The 19,361-nt window shown below is 42.7% G+C and carries 15 protein-coding genes; 5 read left to right on the plus strand and 10 right to left on the minus strand.

Features of this window, described 5'->3' with window-relative positions:
• Positions 1–107: 107 nt before the first annotated feature.
• Positions 108–2,114 (minus strand): primary-amine oxidase, encoded by a 2,007-nt coding sequence (locus HWQ36_RS04285; protein WP_292698435.1) that lies wholly within the window; start codon positions 2,112–2,114, stop codon positions 108–110.
• Between the two features lie 411 nt (positions 2,115–2,525).
• Between HWQ36_RS04285 and HWQ36_RS04290 the strand changes: the two genes are divergently transcribed.
• Positions 2,526–3,863, plus strand: a complete 1,338-nt coding sequence (locus tag HWQ36_RS04290; RefSeq protein ID WP_292698436.1) for an FAD-binding oxidoreductase — start codon at positions 2,526–2,528, stop codon at positions 3,861–3,863.
• Positions 3,864–3,878: 15 nt separating this feature from the next.
• On the opposite strand, the gene HWQ36_RS04295 is transcribed toward HWQ36_RS04290, so the two are convergent.
• From HWQ36_RS04295 to HWQ36_RS04330, 8 genes are all read right to left on the minus strand, one after another.
• The gene (locus HWQ36_RS04295) at positions 3,879–4,403 is read right to left on the minus strand and encodes a tetratricopeptide repeat protein (RefSeq protein WP_292698438.1); all 525 of its coding nucleotides are present in this window, start codon (positions 4,401–4,403) and stop codon (positions 3,879–3,881) included.
• A gap of 160 nt (positions 4,404–4,563) precedes the next feature.
• Complete coding sequence (locus HWQ36_RS04300; protein ID WP_292698440.1) at positions 4,564–5,379, minus strand: transporter substrate-binding domain-containing protein; 816 nt, start codon at positions 5,377–5,379, stop codon at positions 4,564–4,566.
• Positions 5,380–5,391: 12 nt separating this feature from the next.
• On the minus strand, positions 5,392–5,748 hold the full coding sequence (rplT, locus tag HWQ36_RS04305; RefSeq protein WP_069069781.1) for a 50S ribosomal protein L20: 357 nt from the start codon (positions 5,746–5,748) through the stop codon (positions 5,392–5,394).
• Positions 5,749–5,767: 19 nt separating this feature from the next.
• Positions 5,768–5,965 carry a 50S ribosomal protein L35 gene (rpmI, locus tag HWQ36_RS04310; protein ID WP_012411238.1) on the minus strand — a complete coding sequence of 66 codons (198 nt, stop codon included), beginning with the start codon at positions 5,963–5,965 and terminating at the stop codon, positions 5,768–5,770.
• A gap of 228 nt (positions 5,966–6,193) precedes the next feature.
• Positions 6,194–8,254: a ribonuclease R family protein gene (locus HWQ36_RS04315; RefSeq protein ID WP_292698447.1), complete on the minus strand. Its 2,061-nt coding sequence runs from the start codon at positions 8,252–8,254 to the stop codon at positions 6,194–6,196.
• Between the two features lie 213 nt (positions 8,255–8,467).
• Positions 8,468–8,683, minus strand: a complete 216-nt coding sequence (gene rpsR / locus HWQ36_RS04320) for a 30S ribosomal protein S18 (RefSeq protein WP_012411240.1) — start codon at positions 8,681–8,683, stop codon at positions 8,468–8,470.
• Between the two features lie 2 nt (positions 8,684–8,685).
• A complete protein-coding gene (rpmG, locus tag HWQ36_RS04325; RefSeq protein ID WP_292698452.1) occupies positions 8,686–8,880 on the minus strand; it encodes a 50S ribosomal protein L33 in 195 nt (64 codons plus the stop codon).
• Positions 8,881–8,923: 43 nt separating this feature from the next.
• The gene (locus HWQ36_RS04330; protein WP_292698454.1) at positions 8,924–9,481 is read right to left on the minus strand and encodes an RDD family protein; all 558 of its coding nucleotides are present in this window, start codon (positions 9,479–9,481) and stop codon (positions 8,924–8,926) included.
• A 477-nt stretch (positions 9,482–9,958) separates the two neighbouring features.
• Here HWQ36_RS04330 and HWQ36_RS04335 point away from each other — a divergent pair, with 477 nt between their 5' ends.
• Both HWQ36_RS04335 and glp read left to right on the plus strand, forming a co-directional pair.
• Positions 9,959–10,585, plus strand: coding sequence for a hypothetical protein (locus HWQ36_RS04335; protein ID WP_292698456.1), 627 nt, complete (start codon positions 9,959–9,961; stop codon positions 10,583–10,585).
• Between the two features lie 60 nt (positions 10,586–10,645).
• Complete coding sequence (gene glp, locus HWQ36_RS04340) at positions 10,646–11,911, plus strand: gephyrin-like molybdotransferase Glp (RefSeq protein WP_292698458.1); 1,266 nt, start codon at positions 10,646–10,648, stop codon at positions 11,909–11,911.
• A gap of 269 nt (positions 11,912–12,180) precedes the next feature.
• On the opposite strand, the gene HWQ36_RS04345 is transcribed toward glp, so the two are convergent.
• Positions 12,181–13,413: a cysteine desulfurase-like protein gene (locus HWQ36_RS04345; RefSeq protein WP_292698460.1), complete on the minus strand. Its 1,233-nt coding sequence runs from the start codon at positions 13,411–13,413 to the stop codon at positions 12,181–12,183.
• Between the two features lie 298 nt (positions 13,414–13,711).
• Here HWQ36_RS04345 and HWQ36_RS04350 point away from each other — a divergent pair, with 298 nt between their 5' ends.
• Together HWQ36_RS04350 and HWQ36_RS04355 are read left to right on the plus strand one after the other, a co-directional pair.
• Positions 13,712–13,945, plus strand: coding sequence for a DUF4327 family protein (locus HWQ36_RS04350; RefSeq protein ID WP_292698462.1), 234 nt, complete (start codon positions 13,712–13,714; stop codon positions 13,943–13,945).
• A gap of 1,485 nt (positions 13,946–15,430) precedes the next feature.
• Positions 15,431–19,312, plus strand: coding sequence for a PAS domain S-box protein (locus HWQ36_RS04355; RefSeq protein ID WP_292698464.1), 3,882 nt, complete (start codon positions 15,431–15,433; stop codon positions 19,310–19,312).
• Positions 19,313–19,361: the final 49 nt, after the last annotated feature.

Consider the following 19,361-nt stretch of genomic DNA (forward strand, 5'->3'; position numbering starts at 1 on the left):
TTTAACAAGTGCCAGTATTTGACCTATATAAGTTTATCAGCATTCAAGTTACTGCCTTTAGACATGACAAAAAACCTGAAGGAAGAAAACTTGAGCCAACAAATATTTTACTCAGGTAAATTGATCGCTGGATTCCGGCTAAAGAATCCTCTAGGGACTAGCTTAAAGCCAACTCGGTGAACAGGCATCACAGGCCAATCTTCCGATCGCGGAATATGAGTTACGCCCATTGTGTACCACAGCACGATATCTTCACCCATCAAGGTTTCATCGTCGGCAATATATTTTGGTAAACCCTGTCCTGGTTGAGTCTGGTTGGGATAATCGCCGCCAGCATAGAGTTCAGCAGGTTTATATTTTGTTACCCAGACGTGATGAGTTGCAAATTCTGCTCGTTGACGGATTTTCGAGCCTTCCACTGGGAAAAACATAGAATTTCCTTCAGGCATCAGCATATATCCAGGTGCAGCCCCTAGCGGATTTTTCTTATCGGCACTAACAATCATCCATTCCCGACTGCTTTTCATATCCAAATCGCGTACAGCAGCCGTTTCTGTTGTGAGTGGGGTTTCTGCAACTGCGATCGCATTTCCTAATGGATTTTTCTCATCTATCGGCAAAGCTTTCACGTTCATTTCCATGACAGAATTAGCTTGACCATCGACATCAAAATCCAGGCGGTAGTTGAAAAAGTGTTGGTGATTTACTCCAAAGATATTCTTAGCGATTAGCCGACCATAGGAATCATCCTCAGATTGCTTTTGAGCAGCCGTTCCCTGCGCCAGCACGATACCTGTTAACTCATTTTGGACTTCCAAAGTCCCATCCTGGTGAAAAATCCAATTAATGCCGTAATCATAATTGTCAACGGCCACAGTCATCGACATCACTAATTCTCGACTGCGACGAACATCATTACGCTGAGTATTGTAATCATAGTGTTTCCATAGCATTCCGCGATCGCGTTCATAGATACCAACAACTCCCGGTATCTTATAAGGTTCTCCCTGCTCATTCGCAAATACAGCATCCAGCAACAGACCGTTTTCAGGAATTTCCTTACCTAACTCCATCGTATTTGCTAACAAACCAAGATTATATTCCCCAACATCAAATGCATTCCTAAACGACCAAGTGGGATCTGGATCGCCGTAAGGGACTACCATTTCCGATAGGCTAGCGCGGTATAAAACTGGTCTGACATTTTTTCCGTCATCGTATGTCACTTGGTATAAAACCAATCCACTACGGGGATGCATTAAATACCGAAACTTCCAACCTTGCCAGCTAATCTCATTGTCTTTGATTTGAAAACTTTTACCATTAGGTTGCAGAATCTTTAATACTTTAGGCGCTGAAAGTAATTTGCCCAAAGATTTTAGATCATAGTTCCAGTTTTCTTTAGAGAAAGGTACATTTCCCTTGTCAACGAAACTGACGATTTTACCTGTGTTTAAATTGACAGTTGCCACCACTCCTTCAATCGGACTACCGTAATAGTTCCAGTGTTGTCCCTGGTAGTAAGATAAACTGCGACAAAGACGATTACCTGCTGCTTCTTCCTGTTGACTCAGGATTCCTGGGGCCCATGAACTGATTTTGACTCGATCGAAATCGGTAATTCCCCGCCTTAGCATCGCTTTTTGCCATCGAGGATCGGCTTTAACTACCTTAGTTGCCAGTTCATATTCTAAATTGACGATCGCAGGCTGAACAGACGGTATTTCTTTCCAGGAATTTAAAGTTTTGCTTGTTAGATCGACAATTCCCTCATAAGTTTTGTTTTGCGTAGGACAGAGTCCTTGCCGCAGGCATCGCTCATAGATTACCAAAAAAGCTTTTCGCCCAAAAGCTTTACTGGGTGTAAATTTTAGAATTTCTTCTTTATCTGGTTCTTGTAAAGCAATAAGTGGAAAAACTGCCGTTTCGCTCAAAGTTTTTTCACTTTTAATCACCGAAACAGCTGTACTAATTTCTGCTTCAGTTAGCGAAGTGAGAGGATGGGAAATCGAAGGCTGTTGAGCCGTCAATATTTCCATTAGTCCCAGTGAGATAGAAATCATGACAATGATGGGAATAGCTAGCCACAAAAAACGCTTTAGCCGCTTAATCATCTTTTACATTTTTACAAAATACTTATAGTTATCTATTTCTGAGCCGAAGATTGAAACCCGATAAATTAAGAGGTTGTTTGAAAAGTGGTTAGCTGTGATTTTAGGCACTTAATTTATCCCCCCTACCCCCCTACTTCTGCACCAGATTTAGTTAGGGTAGATTACTTCAGATTCGGAAATTGATAAAATCCCTAATCCCCTTTTCGAGGGTTTTTACAAAAACCCATTATTTCTTTTTATTATTTAGAGTAACTTTTAATTAAGTATTAAGTAAGTTTTTACTAACTTTTCATACAAATATTTATAGAAAGGTAAGAGATTGTATCGTTGACTTAAGCATTACTTTTAAAGTAGTAGGAGAATACCATGATAACGCTACTGAATGAGACGATTGAGGGGCTGAAGACCAATGTGAAGGGTCATGTGGTGCTTCCCGATGATCCGAGTTATGACGAAGTTCGTGAAATATGGAATGCGATGATTGATCGCAGACCTGCTGTTATCGTGCAGTGTGCAGAAGCCGATGATATTCCCCATGTAATCAAATTTGCGCGAGAGAACGGGCTGGAAATATCAATCAGGGGCGCTGGACATAACATCGCGGGGAACGCTGTGTGTGATAACGGCGTGATGATTGATCTTTCAACCATGACGAATGTCCGTATTGATGCTCAGAAGAGGCGTGCGTATGTCGAACCAGGTGCCACACTTGGTAATTTTGATTCTTCGGCACAGGTACATGGGTTAGCTACTCCAGTAGGAGTGAATTCAACGACTGGTATAGCAGGTCTTACCCTGGGTGGCGGTTTCGGTTGGTTGACCCGTAAGTACGGCATGACGATCGACAATCTGATCTCTGCGGAAGTGATTACAGCAGATGGAAATAAGATCCGCACAAGCGAAAACGAAAACGCTGACCTTTTCTGGGCGATTCGAGGTGGCGGCGGTAATTTTGGGATAGTAACTGAGTTTGAATTCGCTCTCCATCCTGTGGGCCCTGAAATATTGGCTGGATTAATCGTTTTCCCGTTTAGCCAAGCCAAACAGGTACTGACACAGTATCGGCAATTTGCTGAATCAGCCCCCGAAGAACTCAATGTATGGGTAGTACTTCGCAAGGCTCCGCCACTGCCTTTTCTTCCTGAAAATGTGCATGGCAAAGAGGTAATCGTGCTGTCTGTTTTTTATGTAGGCGATATTGTCGAGGGTGAGAAACTGATCAAACCTCTACGCAGTTTTGGCGATGCCTATGGTGAACATATCGGTGTTCAGCCTTATGTAGAATGGCAGCAAACCTTTGACCCTTTACTTACACGCGGTGCGAGGAACTACTGGAAATCTCATAATTTCACAGAGTTACGTGATGGAGTACTGGATGCGATCGCGGAATTCGCAGGCAAGCTACCCTCGCCTCAATGCGAGATATTCATAGCATTGATTGCAGGGGCATCCAACCGCGTCTCGGCTACGGCTACGGCATATTATCATCGGGATGCGAAGTTTGTGCTTAACGTGCATGGACGATGGGATGATGTAGCACACGATGAGATATGCACTGCTTGGGCACGTGAGTTTTTCCAAGCTTCTGCACCTTATGCATCTGCTGGTGGCTATGTGAACTTTATGACCGAAGAGGAGGGCGATCGTGTCGCGGCGGCTTACGGCTCTAACTACGATCGCTTGGTACAGATCAAGAAGCGGTATGATCCTGAGAACATTTTCCATCTCAACCAGAACATCAAACCCTAAGCTGGCTCTCAGCAATTACGCAGAAACCAAACGCCGTAATGATTCCGCACGACGTTTCGCTATAGAGTTATTTGGATCGAGCTTTAGTGCTTCTTCGTAACTTTGTAACGCCTGAGTAGTTAACTTTTTTTTCTCGTAAGCGTGGCCGAGATTATTCAACCCTGTTACGTAGTCTGGTTTAGATTTTAGGGCTTCTTTGTACTGACGAATTGCCAGGTCATATTGCTCTTGGGTAAAATAAATATAACCCAGACCGTTGTAAATCGGGGCAATATTTTCTTCTTCCTCTTCTTCGGCAGCTTTCAGAGCTTTTTGAAACAGTGCGATCGCTTGGGAATATAGTTTCTTTTCTGAATAAATACTGGCTAACTCATAATATTCTTGAGTCGTACCCTTTTCTTTCTCTAACTTCTTTCGCAATTTTGCAAAGGAGCCTTCAATCTTGCGAGTTTTGAAAATCTGGCGAAAAACACTCACGGCTGCAATTATGAGTATAACCACCAAAATTGAGAGATAAACAACGGCTAGACTGTTATCCATTGCTGCAAATATTATAAAGTTGCTTCTGTAATCTATTATCAGGCTATTGGGGATGAGGGAGATGTGGTTCGACTTCGCTCACCAACCGGGAGATGAGGGAGACAATTCTTCACTCCTGTAAAGACGCAATTAATTGTACAGACGCGATTCATCGCGTCTCTTACGGTAAACCCCAATATTGAGAGCGTTGCTGGAGCCAACCTTGCTCTAAGTAACGAGCGATCGCTTGATTCACATTTCGTCTTAATTCATCGGACTGCAATCCCTTGGGCATTACTACAGACAATGGTTCTGTTGATAGTTTAGTTGGCAGTAGCCGATATTCAGGATATTGTTGTACCCAACCGCTCAGAACGGTTGCATCTGCGGCAAAGGCTACGGCGGTATTACTTTCTATTTGCTCTCGCGCTTCGTGATATGAATTTACTCCTACCAACTCGGCGTTTGGCAAATAGAACCGCACTTTAGCAATAGTGCTGGAATTATTGAGTACGGCAATTTTTTGTTTTGCCAAATCACTTAACTTCTTCACAGACTCATCTTTTGTAACTAATACAGTGCCATCCAAATAGTAGGGAACACTGAAACTAACTATCCGGCTGCGTGACTCGGTTGCTGTCACCCTAGCGATCGCAAAATCAACTTTCTTGTCTAAGACTACAGACAGGCGATCGCGATTCGCTACAGGTTGCAATTTGACAGCATCTGCTTTCCCTACCAAGTCAAGTGCTAATCGCTGTGCCAAGTCAATTTCTAAGCCTTGCAAATTACCATTGGTATCTCTAAATCCCAGGGGACGCAAGTTATCTTTGACAGCAACAGTTAGATAGCCGCGCTGCTGAATTTCTGGCATTTCGGCGGCAGATGCAGTGAATCCTGTCCCCACTATGGAAAAACAAGATATCCAAAAAATAATGGCGGATAATACCAGATGTAACCGAGTAATTACTTGCCATCTGTTACATCTGTTATGCATCCGTGTCCACCTTTATCCTTTAGCTTGATTTGCTAGTTCCGCAACTTTGCCGAAGCTAGCTGGATCGAGGACTGCCAATTGTGCCAACATCTTGCGATTTAGTTGGATATCAGCTTTTTTCAAGTTACCGATCAACTGGCTATAGCTCAAGCCGTGTTGTCTTGAAGCAGCATTGATGCGGGTGATCCAGAGGCGACGAAAATCGCGCTTTTTCTTTTTGCGATCGCGGTAGGCACTCCGTAGCGCCTTCATTACTTGTTGGTTGGCAGTTCTAAACAGAGTTGAGTGAGAACCGCGAAAACCTTTAGCTAGTTTGAGAATTTTATTGCGGCGCTTCCGAGCTACATTACCGCGTTTTACCCGTGTCATAACTTATTTCCTGAAGGACTTACAAATATGGGAGCATCAAGCGCACGTTGAGTTCATCGCGTTCATGTACAAGTGTGGTCTTGGACATGCTACGTTTTTTGTCGGAAGATTTGTGTTCTAAAAGGTGGCTTTTGCCAGCTTTCCGACGGACGATTTTTCCGGTGCCGGTGGCACGGAATCGCTTCGCTGCGGCTTTACGAGTCTTGAGTTTAGGCATGGTATAGCTTTAATTCGACACGATCCATTATTATACTAATAAAATTGCTCTAATGGCAATTAAATAAAGGATTTAACGCTCTTTTATGACTCTCGTCGGATAAAAATCATCCACTCTTATTTTTAAGGACTTTGATGAATTTAGGTGTAGGTTGGGTTGAGGAACGAAACCAAGAAAGACAATTACGCGCGAGTGTTTCACCAATAATTACGAATTACGAATTACGAATTAATTCGCTGCTGTTTGGGCTTCTTGATAAACTATTTCTTGAAACTGAATCATATCTTTTTGCGGATCGGCGTGGCTAACTTTCACCACTATCTGTTCGCCCAAGTTAACAGAACGTTTGAAAACCATTGGTAACTGCAAGCCCAAATCTTCTATCAAAATTAGGGCTAAGTTACTGTCTTCCCGCAACCACATCAACACCGTTACATCCCAAGTTTCCTCGGGATGACGGCGTAAATACTCTAGAGCGTAATATCTATTAGTTTGCCGTTCTACCATCGTCACCTCTTGGGTGATGCTGGTGACAGTCATCATTACTTCTTTAAGTTGATCTGCGGAAAATGGTAGAACTTCACCGCGCAAATGGGCTTTCAGTTGAAAGTGGGTAAGCAAATCACTGTAGCGGCGGATGGGAGAGGTTGCTTGAGTGTAGGTATCCAAACCTAAACCAGCATGGCGCAGAGGCGTAATGCTCATTTCACTCTTGGGCATACAACGACGCATGGCGCAAGCGCGAACGAATCCGGCGGGAAGTAGCAGTAATTCTTCTTCTGGGGGCAATTCTGGTTGGGGTTGACCGCGAAAGGGCAAAGGTATGTTATGAGCTTTACCATAACGAGCCGCAACTTCACCGGCAACAATCATCATTTCTGCGACTACTTGCCGTGATGGGGAATCGTCCAAAATATCAATGTTGATCTCGTCACCTTTGACTTTGATCGTTGCTTCGGGCATTGTGATGCTAATTGCCCCTTGAGCATAACGCCAAGTTCTGCGCTTTTGTGCCCAAGTTGCGATCGCAGCAATTTCTGGTTCTGCCTGTACCCGTAATTGCAGCATTTCATCTACATCTTCGTAGGTGAGGCGATAAGTCGGCTTAATCGAACTGGTATGAATGCTGTAATCTTCTACTCCCCCACTTGTACCTAAAACAATTCCGAAACTGAGGGCGCAACAAACCCGTCCCTGGATCAGACTCATTGGCCCAGTTGCCAATACCTCTGGGAACATGGGAATCATCCCCGTAGGTAAATAGACTGTGCTGCCCCGCTTTCTGGCTTCCAAATCTAATTCATCTTCCGGCACTAACCATCTAGTAGGATCGGCGATATGCACCCACAGGCGCTCCCGGCCATCGGGTAGGACTTCCCAACTTAAACCATCATCAATTTCTGTGGTAGTTTCATCATCAATGGTGTAGACCTTCAGGTGAGTCAGATCAAGGCGGTTTGTATCTGAGTCAATCGGCGGGAAATCCAAACGCTGTTGCGCCACTTCTAATACCTTATGAGGAAATTGAATCGGAATTGAAGAACGACGCAGGAACAAGTTTTCATAAGGACTCCAGCAACCCAAATCTACTAATAGTTGAAAGGCCCCTTGGGGCGTTGTGGGCCGTCCCAGCATGGTCATAGTTTCTAATACTGGAGCGCTGGGCGGATAAGCGCGAGCTAAGGAGTCATAATTCACTCCCGTCCGCACTGTGTCAGCAATCAACGCTGCGTATTTTTCTAGTCCTTCTAGACGCTGGCGATCGTGGCGCTGCCATTCTACTGCTTCACCATTGAGCGCCTGCTCTACACGAGTTAAAAATTCTTGCTGTCCTTTAGCTTTTAATGCCTCTACTTCCATCTGGTGCTTGCGTTCTGCCACTTGAGCAGCAGTTCGCGGCTCATAAGCGTCTCCTTTTTGCTTGAAATAAAGTTTGTCGTCTGATAACAAGCAATAGGCGGCGTAACAATGAGGCGCGGCTGATTCCGAAAATAACAGATTCGCCATCAGGTCTGGGGTGATTGTTTCCCCATCTTCAACCAGTATTTCCCAAGCTACCTCTAAGCTAGATGGGTCTAAATAAGGGTTGACTTGCTCTAAAAAGCTGGCAATCTCAGAGGGTTTGTAGGTCTGTCCGGTAACTGTATAAGTTATTTGTCTAGGCGCGAGGCTGTGGGATTGACCACGGTCGTCTACCACAAACCAGCGGGTTTTACCGTCTGGACGTTCTACGATCCCCAGACGGCGATCGCCTTGAACCCTAAATTCAACTAGCGTCCCCTTCTCCACAACTCTCGCACTCTAATAATTTTAGATTTTGGTCGCACCTTTGGTGCGCTAGAAGCGCAACTGGGATTTTGGATTTTATAACTGGTGTTTTTTAAATCCTAAATCCAACAATTTTTCATGTAGCAATCTATCTTACACTCTCTGATTCAGATTTGAGATTTTGGACTTTCTCTTTAATAATCCAAAATCTCAAATCCCAAATCCAAAATTGTTTTAGCCTTCCGCATTGATAAATGGCAACAAGGCCACAATCCGCGATCGTTTAATTGCTAATGTCAACTCTCGCTGTTGCTGAGACGTCAGCCCAGTAATCCGACGTGGCAGTATTTTACCCCGCTCGGTGACAAACTTACGCAATAAATCAACATCTTTATAATCGATTGGTTCTCCTGGCTTGATCGGAGAAAGACGACGACGGAAATAACTCATCTCTACTTAATTTCCTTGTGAAGGGTATGTTTGTTGCAGTGGGTGCAGAACTTTTTCAGTTCTAGCCTGTTAGTGGTGTTGCGGCGATTCTTGGTACTGGTATAACGTGAAACACCAGCAGAACGCTTATCTGAATTTGTCCGACACTCAGTACACTCTAGTGTGATAATAATGCGGGCACCTTTACTCTTAGCCATAATCTTACAAACAGTGAAGCCTGAAGAGAATAAACACAAATGACTATCTTCTCACATTCCGCCGCATATTTTCAACTAATCTTTTAATTTTTATATCGAGCGAGTAGCCACGACGAGACGAGACGATGAAAGTTCCACAATAGCGATCGTGTAAAGCCTGCCGCATCTGGGTATCAGAGAGGGCAGTCCCACAATCAATTGCTAGGGGAAGTACTAGCAGTATAGCAGTGGGATTGGCTCGAATATTGCTCAGGGCAATTGACACCAAAAGCGCACCCAAGCCGACGATCGCCTCTCGCTTCACCAGCGAGAGCAAATCTGGAATTCTGCCTACTACTTCCCCATCTTCGACTTCTAACACCTTTAAATCGAACGCCCAACGCCCTAAACTTTGTCCTTGGTTGTTGTATACCACCAGCACCCGCAAAACTAGCCAAAATATCACAAAAACTAGGATTTGCACAAGTTGAATCCCGATATCACCGCCTCCCAGTAGGGAACTGACTAACCAGACACCAAGGAAATCAAGCCCTAATGCCATACCTCGCCGCCCAATTTCAGCCTTGGGATAGTGTTTTTGGGGAAGTCGTTCGATAGTCATACAAAATTAAGTATTTTTATTTAGGGGTTGGGGAATAACGATCGCTCCTGTTTTTTATATTAAGGTGATGACTTGGGTTTGGCGTTTAAACTGTTGCACATAAAAGCTCCATAATTAGGGCGCTCACGTTGCCCAACCCACAAGAGTGTATTTTTGGGAAATATCATATTGTATTGTTGTAAGGGACTTCCAAATAAAAAAATATTCAATTACTTATTGTGGGGTGGGCAACATGAGCGCCATATAAACCAATACGGTTCAGTTAAGAAAAATAGTAGGTTGGGTTGAGCAATAGCGAAACCCAACAAATGGTTAATAATGTTGGGTTTCGTTCCTCAACCCAACCTACACAACTTTTAGTTTTTACCCTTAACTGAACCGTATTGCCATATAAACTGGGCGCTCACGTTGCCTACCCCACAATATTGGATAATTTATTTCTTGGAATTCCCTAAAAACTATTTGGAAGTTGTATCTATGACAAATCTGTTTACTAAAAAAGCTATTGGTATGATGGCGATTACTGCTTTAGCATTAGCGATCGCCATAACCACTCACGATCTAGCTGATGCTGCTGAGTTCAGCTTTAACTGGAAGGGAGACACCGGTTATTCAGCTAAAGGTTCATTTAACTACGACACAACAACTGCTCCAAGCATCATTTCTGAAGCAGGTTTGGGAGCTACGAAGAATTTGCAGTCTCTCTCAATTTCCTTCTTCGATCCATTTAGTACTCTCATAAATAGTTTCACTCCCGTGCTTAGTGGTGTATCTAACTACAGCTTTTTGAGATTTAACTTTGATAACACTAAAGAGCAAATCTTTGGCCCCTTTGATGTTGGCAAGGATAATGACCTTCCTGGCGATACATGGCTCAATAATAATCTCGCACTCATAGACGAAGATTCGAGTGATGAAGTTATAACTAAAGAATTTGGTTTGTACAACAGAGATGCAGCAGGCACAAAGCAAATACTAGATTTGAGTAACAATTCCGTTCAGGTATCCAAAGTCCCCGAAGGAAACATAATTATCGGTTTACTAGCAGTGTGTAGTTTGGGATTTAGCCTCAAGCAAAAATTCAATCCAAAATCCAAAATCTAAAATCTAAAATTAGTCAGTGTTACTTTACAGAGATGAAGTAAAAAGTCGGAGGCGATCGCTATGGTATCAGTCAGCGATGCACAAGCAATTATTTTAAATTTAGTACAACCGTTGGATCTTCAACGGGATACAGAAGTTGTAGATTTATTGACAGCCAATAGTCGGATTTTGGCAATGCCTGTCACCAGTCCGCTAGATTTTCCCCATTGGGATAATTCAGCAATGGATGGTTACGCAGTTCGCTACGAAGATGTGCAGCACTCTAGCGCCGAACAACCAGCCGTTTTAGAAATTGTTGAAGATATTCCGGCTGGGTATCAGCCTAAGTCTAGGATTCAATCAGGAGAAGCCGCGCGGATTTTCACAGGTGCGGTGATTCCAGCAGGTGCGGATACTATAGTCATGCAAGAGTGGACACGCCGGGACGAAAACCGCGTGTATATCCTGGATGCGCCAAAACCGCAAGAATTTGTCAGACACAAAGCATCTTTTTACCAAGCTGGAACACAACTATTACCAGCCGGAATTAAGTTAAATGCCTCAGAAATAGCTGTATTGGCGGCAGCACAATGTCCGCAATTAAGTGTTTACCGCCGTCCGCGTGTGGCAATTTTTTCGACTGGTGACGAGTTAGTACCAATTGATCAACCGTTGCAATCAGGGCAAATTGTGGATTCTAATCAGTATGCGATCGCAGCTTTGGTAAAGGAGAGTGGCGCAGAACCATTACTGTTAGGCATTGTGAAAGATGATCCAGTTGTTCTGGAGAAAGTTATTACCCATGCCGTTGCGATCGCTGATATAGTTCTCTCTTCTGGTGGTGTCTCAGTGGGAGATTATGATTATGTTGACAAAATTCTAGAGTCACTAAAAGCAAAAATCCACATTCGATCTGTGGAAATGAGGCCAGGGAAACCCCTCACCGTCGCCACACTCCCCAGTAGAGACGCGATTAATCGCGTCTCTACCCACTCCCCACTCTACTTTGGTTTACCAGGAAATCCTGCGGCTGTGTTGGTGACATTTTGGCGGTTTGTGCTACCAGCAATCAAGAAAATTTCGGGAATTACTGAAGGTTGGGAGCCAGCATTTTTGAAAGTGCGATCACATCACGAATTGCGATCCGATGGCAAGCGCGAAACTTACCTTTGGGGTAAATTGCATTTAATTGATGGTGTTTATGAATTTCACAAAGCTGGTGGTAGTAATAGTTCCGGCAATTTAATTAATTTAGCTCAAACCAATGCTTTAGCTGTTCTCCCGGTGGGTAAAACATTAATTTCCTCACAAGAAGAGGTGCAAGTTTTGCAGCTTAGTAATTCGTAATATCTCGACTTCGCTCGGCACAAGTTCGTAATTAGAAACAGTTGTATAAGGGGATTTAGAACACTGTGTGAAAGAAAACCACGTATAGACGAGCGCGTAATGTATTTGCAGGAGAGGAGGGAATTAAACCCCAATTTCTTGGCTTTAAGACAGGCAGGAGGAGCAGGGGATAAAAAAAGGCTTAACCCAAGCGTCTTGAATTAAACCCGATAATTACGAATTACGAACTTGTGCCGAGCGAAGTCGAGGTATTACGAATTACGAATTAGTTAAAATGTCTGCTCAAAAGCCTCAATCAAGCTGTTAACTTCCTCAAGGGTGTTGTAATGTACCATACTCACCCGGACTATTCCACCTTGCGAGGCTAACCCCAGGTATTCAATCAGCCGTTTAGCGTAAAAGTCTCCGTAGCGAATCGCAATGTAATGTTGGTCAATTTTTGCCGGAATGGTTGAGCTATTCATTCCATCTACCACAAAAGATATAGTTGGTACACGGCATTGACGATCAGCCTTTGGTTGACCAATTACTCGCACATTAGGCTTGCTATTGAGGTAGCTTAGGAGGCGATCGCTAATTTCTTCTTCGTGTATGCTAATTAAATCAAACGCTTGCACCATCTGACTTCTCAAATCAGGTGCAGTTTTATCGCCGTAGTGCAGTTGTGCTAACTCACTTAAATAATCACATAAGCCTAACATTCCATAACTTAATTCAAAATTGACATTCCCTAACTGAAATTTATAAGGTATATCTGTTTGTTGAATAAAATAATGATTAAGTCCAGGCAATCTTAATAAATGTTCTTCTTTGCCATAAAGTAAGGCATGGTGTGGCCCATAGACTTTGTAACAACTCAAAGCATAAAAATCAACATCTAAATCTTGCACATCAACTAATCTGTGGGGTGCATAAGCTACACCATCCACACAAATCATCGCGTTGCGATCGTGGACAAATCTAGCAATTTCTTTGATCGGGTTAATAGTTCCCAGAACATTAGAAGCATGAGTCAAGGTTACTAATTTGGTACGCTGACTCATCAATGCTTCTAAATCTGCTAAATGAAGTTCTAAGGTATCTGGGCGAATTTGCCACACTTTAACCTTAATTCCTTGTTTTTCCAAAGCCACCCAAGCACCAATATTAGCTTCATGGTCACAATTAGTAACAATAATCTCATCACCAGGTGTAAAGATTTGACCCAGACAAATTGAGAGAACTTTCAACATCATTGTCGTAGATGGGCCCATAACTACTTCTTTAGAAGAATTGGCGTTAATGAAAGTAGCCATTCCCCTAGTTGCTAAAGCCAATCTTTCTCCTGCAAGTTGAGAAACTGCATAAGAAGCTCCCAACTGGACATCAGAACTCAGGAGAAATTCGCTAATTCTATCTACTACTTTTTTCAGAGTTTGTGAGCCGCCAGCATTATCAAAAAAAGTCCATTCACCAGCTAGCGCCGGAAAATATTGACGAACTTTATCAAGATTCAAAAGCATAGTATAAGTTTTGTAGATAATGTTATTTACCCTAACCTACCTTTTGGCAAGTCGCCCAGAGAGTATCTACATCTGCTATTTACAGCTTCTTCTGTTAGCCTTCTTGCTGCAAAAATCTCTCTTGAGGGGGTATACCGAGAGACTCAAAGAGTATCTTACTGAGATATCTAACTTTCAGCAAGAATTAATGTCTTGATTCTTCACAATTCTCGCCAATTTATTTGATAAGTTTAAGGTAGAGTCAAATAAACTATTGTTTGGATTCTGAATTCCTTGATTGAAAATAAAGGAACAACCTATGAACACTACGGTTAAATACGACATCGAAGTTATCAAGGAAGAAGCACTTCAACTTGTTAAAAAGAGACTTGTTAACCGTCAGCAGCCGATTTATACCCTGTGTAAATATATTCCTCATCGTGACTGGGTTGATTTTGAACTTGAGTTAGAAAAAAACGAATTTCTACTCAGAGATAGAATTATCGACCTACTCAATCATGAATCTTGGGAAGATGATACAGGCTGCACCTGAAACAGTATGCCATTAGCAGTATCCTGATAAAATCAAAATTAAAAACTCATTTTTCAGCATTAAAAACCCTCGAATTAAGTCGGGGGTTTTAAACAAGAGATTATTGAAGTAAACATTGAAGAAGAATTCAAAACGGGCTAAACCCTAGCTATCCGCTAACAGAATTCAGGAGCGGAGCCGGAAACGTCTCCGGCTCTGCTCCTGTTAGCGATAGCGGGGCGTTTGGCCCATTCTAACTTCTGAATTCTTCTTCAAATTTTGACCCTCATCTAAGTTGAGAACCGTAGTTTTCGCCCTCACCCTAAATCCCTCTCCCAAATCTGGGAGAGGGACTTTGAAATTCTAGCTCCCCGAATCCCAAATATGGGAGCTACAGTCTACACACAAGTCTTGGAGAGTTGCCCCACAGCCTTTTGATCCCCCCAACCCCCCGATAAATTGGGGGGCAAAAGCTTTTCAAAGTCCCCCTTTTTAAGGGCAGGGCCGATTCATTCCCTAAAAGGCTTTAAAAATCAAGAGTTCTAGCAATTTAAATTTGATTATTTTGCTAAGAGCGTGTCGAGAGAACAGATAATTACACTGTTGTTTATGTGCTTAAAAGTCTATTCAGTCGCTACTCATACTTATGATTTTTATCGCTAACTATCTTGACAAATCCTGTTTAAGAGGGAACGAAACAGCCCTGCCTTTTTAAGGGGGATTTAGGGGGATCTTCAACGATTTTGGTTTTATACAAAGATGTGTGTACACCATAGCATATCTGGGAGAGGGACTTTAAAAGTCTAGCTCCCCGAATCCCAGATTTGGGAGAAGGGGTTGGGGGATGAGGGCAAATCCTTATTCATTAGAGTTGAACTACAGGTTTCAAGATAGACGCGGTTTAGTTTAAAAAATGAGGAACTTGTGAAGACATTTAAGATACTTAATGGTCTTCCAATATTTATACATACTTTTTAAGTAATAACTTTAGCTATTGAGAAAATTCTCAAATTATCTATAAATATGGGGCTTAAGAGCAGCCTTACTGGTGGCGTACCACCCGCTATGATTGAATAAAGATGTCAAACCCTTTTGCTTTATGGCTTCTGTCTCTTGAAAGTCTAGCTGGATACTGATCAATAAAGCCAAAAACACGAACGTTCAGGGGCAAGGTTTTAATCTTTACACTCATCAATTAATTTCAAAGATTTAACACTCATAAGACTACAAAAACTATCAATTAGGGTAATCTCTTGAGATAGTAGATCATCTATTTCCAATTTGACAATAGAATGAGTTTAGCAACTCTAAAATTCTATCTACTTCCTGATTTAGTTACTAACTTGTATCATGTTGCCTGTGTTGGGTCTTGTAAGGTTTACAAGGCAAGTAGTTGATTGATTGGCAATTGCAGCAGAATAATTCTCGATTTCAATAATTTACTTACCCTCGCTTTTATTATTTCGTACTGATATCAAAAAGATCATTAGAATTGATGAATTAACTATGCGATTCAACGATCGTCTGATTAACATACCTAGCTTAAATAATGTTATTAATCGTTCTCCCTTAACGATTAGCATTGATAGTTTTGTAGTCGAATCTATTGCCTTAATGAGTCAAGAAAGAGCTAGCAATTATGCACCTACTAGGTTAAATTCATCATTAGATTTAGGCTTTAGAACTCAACCACTAACTAGTTGTATCTTCGTTTTGGAGGCAGGAAAATTATTAGGTATTTTTACAGAAAAGGATGTAATTAGACTTATAGCTTCTGGGGTAGACTTATCCACGCTGACAATGGCTGAAGTGATGAGGCAGCCAGTAGTTACCCTGAGACAATCAGATTCTAATGATATTTTCATTGCCTTATCGTTATTGCGTCAGCATCAGACTGACTATTTGCCCGTTTTGGACGATCGCGGACAATTGGTAGGAATCATTACCCAGACTAGCCTGCTACAAGCATTTGACCTGGTAAAAATGGTTGGGGTCGTTGAAGGCTTACAGCAATATTTACAAAAACCCACAGATGAATTCAGCCAGATTAATCAGCCAATTGAGATAGAGGAGGTGTGTTGCCAAACTCAAAATCGCTTAAAAGCATGGGTTGAGGCCCAATCGGCTGAAATCATGCAAGTTAATCAGGAACTTCAGTTAGCCCTCGAAGAACTCCGGGTAGTGGAAGAAGAACTGCGCGAACAAAACGAAGAGTTGTCCGTTGCCCGTGAGCTAGTAGAATTGGAGCGCCAACGTTATCAGGATTTGTTTGAATTTGCTCCAGATGGTTACTTGGTAACTGATGCAGCAGGGATTATCCAAGAGGCTAATCGAGCGGCAGCAACGATGCTGGCTGTCCGGCAAAAATATTTGCGAAACAAACCATTAATTTTATTTATTGCTCATCAAGACCATCAGGCTTTTACCGCCCAACTGAATAATTCGCAGCAGTTACAGGAGTGGGAAGTTTACCTAAAACCACGGGGAGGTAAAACTTTTCCGGCTAGCATTAGAGTCGCTGCCATGTACGATTCAGAGGGTAAGCAAATTGGCTGGCGCTGGTTACTCTGCGATATTAGCGATCGCCAACAGGCAAAGAAAGCACTGCGCCAAGCTTACGATGAATTAGAAAAACAAGTGGCGGAACGGACAGCAGAACTTGTTATGTCCAATGTTTTGTTGTTACAAGAAATTACCGATCGCCAACACGCAGAACTTGCATTACGGCAAAGCGAAAACCTCTATCGCCAACTAGTGGAAAGTCAAACTGACATAATTATCCGCATTGATTTGCAGGGGCAGATTACCTTTGCTAATATGGCTGCCTGTCAAACCTTCGGCTGGAAACGAGATGAGTTTCATGGTCAGTCATTTTTACCGTTTTTTCACCCAGATGACTTGCCTCAAGTGATGGAAAATATCACAGCTTTAGGATCTTCATCCCAACTCTTGATTAATTGTGAGCACAGTGCATTTACAGTTAACGGTATTCGCTGGTTTCAATGGAATGCGATCGCAATTCATGATGACAAAGGAGAGGTTGTTGAAATCCAAGGGGTAGGCAGAGATATTACCGAACAGCAAGCCGCGTTACACCAACGCCAACTTGCAGAAGTTGCACTGCGCCAAAGCGAGGAGAAATTTCGTACTTTTGCCGAACACACCCAGGCATTCATTTGGATTCGTAGCGCAGATTCATTTCAACCCTTGTACATTAGTCCTGCTTATGAGAGGATTTGGGGTCGATCTTCTCAGAGTCTGTTTGAGCAGCCAAAATCTTGGATAGATAACCTTCATCCAGACGATCGCGATCGGGCCACCCAATCAATCGAGCAACTGCTTAGTAGTAGTCAATCTATTTCAATAGAATATCGGATTTTGCGACCTGATGGATCGGTGCGCTGGATTTGGAATCAGGGCTTTGCTGTCTATGATGACCAAGGACAAGTTAATTATTATGGTGGCATCGCCGAAGATATCACCGAGCGGAAATTGGCCGAGGAGTCACTGCAAGAAAGTGAAGCGCGATTGAGTTTAGCTACCGAAGCAGTCCAAATTGGTATATGGGATCGAAACCTAATCGCCAATACTGGTATTTGGTCTGCCAATATGGGGCCACTTTATGGTCTACCGAACAACACCTTGTGTCCAAGCCTTGAAGATTATCTCAATTTAATCCATCCAGAAGACCGGGAATCTGTGGCTGCGAATATAGCTCGGATGATTGAGGAAGGACAAGGAGCTATAGAGTATCGGATTATCTGGCCCGACGGCAGCCTCCACTGGTTACACTGCAAAGGTCAGGCTTACTATAACGAAATTGGTCAGCCGATTCGGCTGATTGGCACAACTAGGGATGTCACTGAGCGCAAGCTGGCGGAACAAAAAATCTCAGAACAAGCCGCTCTACTTGATATCGCCACCGATGCCATATTAGTTAGAGATTTCCAATCTCAAATATTAGTTTGGAATAAAGGTGCGGAGCGGATGTACGGTTGGCTCTCTACAGAGGTTATAGGAAAAGACCTCCAGGAGATTTTGTACCCACCAGGAACTCAGCACCAACTAGAAGCACCGCTAAAAAGTGTAATTGAGAGTGGCTCGTGGCAAGGTGAGTTATCGAAAGTGACAAAATCCGGTAAGGAAATTGTTGTGGAAAGTCGGTGGACATTGATGTGCGATCCTCAAGGAAAACCTAAATCCATCCTGAGTGTTGACACTGACATCACCGAAAAGAAACAACTTGAAGAACAGTTCTTTCGCGCCCAGCGATTGGAAAGTATTGGTACCCTTGCAGGTGGTATTGCCCACGACTTAAACAATATATTGACACCAATTTTGGCAACGGCTCAATTGCTACAGGGAAAATTGTTCCAAAATGAGGAGCGTTCTGAGCAACTGCTAGCACTTGTAGAAAGCAACGCCCAACGTGGAGCAGCTTTAGTGAAGCAAGTCTTGTCATTTGCGCGAGGATTTAAAGGAGAGCGGATAATTATCCAAATCAAGTACCTAATTTTAGAAATTATCCAAATCCTTAAAGAGACATTTCCCAAATCTATTGAATTATCCACGATTATCCCAGAAGATACTTGGGCGATCGCTGGGGACACCACACAGCTGCATCAAGTGTTGATGAATCTGGTAGTAAATGCCCGCGATGCTTTACCAAATGGTGGCGATATCACAATTTCTGTAGAAAATAAGTTTATTGATGAAGCTTATACCAGAATGAATCTCGATGCCAAAGTTGGGCATTACATTATGATTACCGTTGCCGATAACGGAGTTGGGATACCGCCAGAAATATTAGATAGAATTTTTGAGCCATTTTTCACCACAAAAAGTGTCAACACAGGTACAGGGCTTGGACTTTCAACAGTGCTGGGCATCATTAAAAGCCATGATGGTTTTATCAAAGTGTCTAGCAATGTTGGTAAAGGCAGCAAATTTGACCTGTTTTTACCAGCAGTGGAAGCAACCCAAACGTTCAAGATAGAAGACCTGGATATCCTTCCGGGAGAGGGAGAATTGATTTTAGTTGTAGATGATGAAGCTCAAATTCGGGAGATTGCCGCAATTATTTTAGAAAACTATAACTATCGGATACTAGCTGCCAGTAATGGCATAGAGGCGATCGCACTCTATGCCCAACACAAGCATCAAATCAATGGCGTATTAATGGATATAATGATGCCGGAGATGGACGGAATCACCGCTATTCGCACCTTGCAAAAAATGAACAATCAGGTTCAAATTATTGCCTGTAGCGGACTGAACTCGATAGAAGTCTTTGCTCAAGCTCCTGATGCTAATGTGAAAACAGTTTTATCAAAACCCTATACGGCCAGAGAATTATTGAAAAGTTTACATTACTTATTTAGAGGTTAATGAGGGAGTGGGGAGTGGGGATGTGGTTCGACTTCGCTCACCAACCGGG

It is taken from the genome of Nostoc sp. NMS2, from assembly GCF_017115105.1.
Taxonomy (GTDB): domain Bacteria; phylum Cyanobacteriota; class Cyanobacteriia; order Cyanobacteriales; family Nostocaceae; genus Nostoc.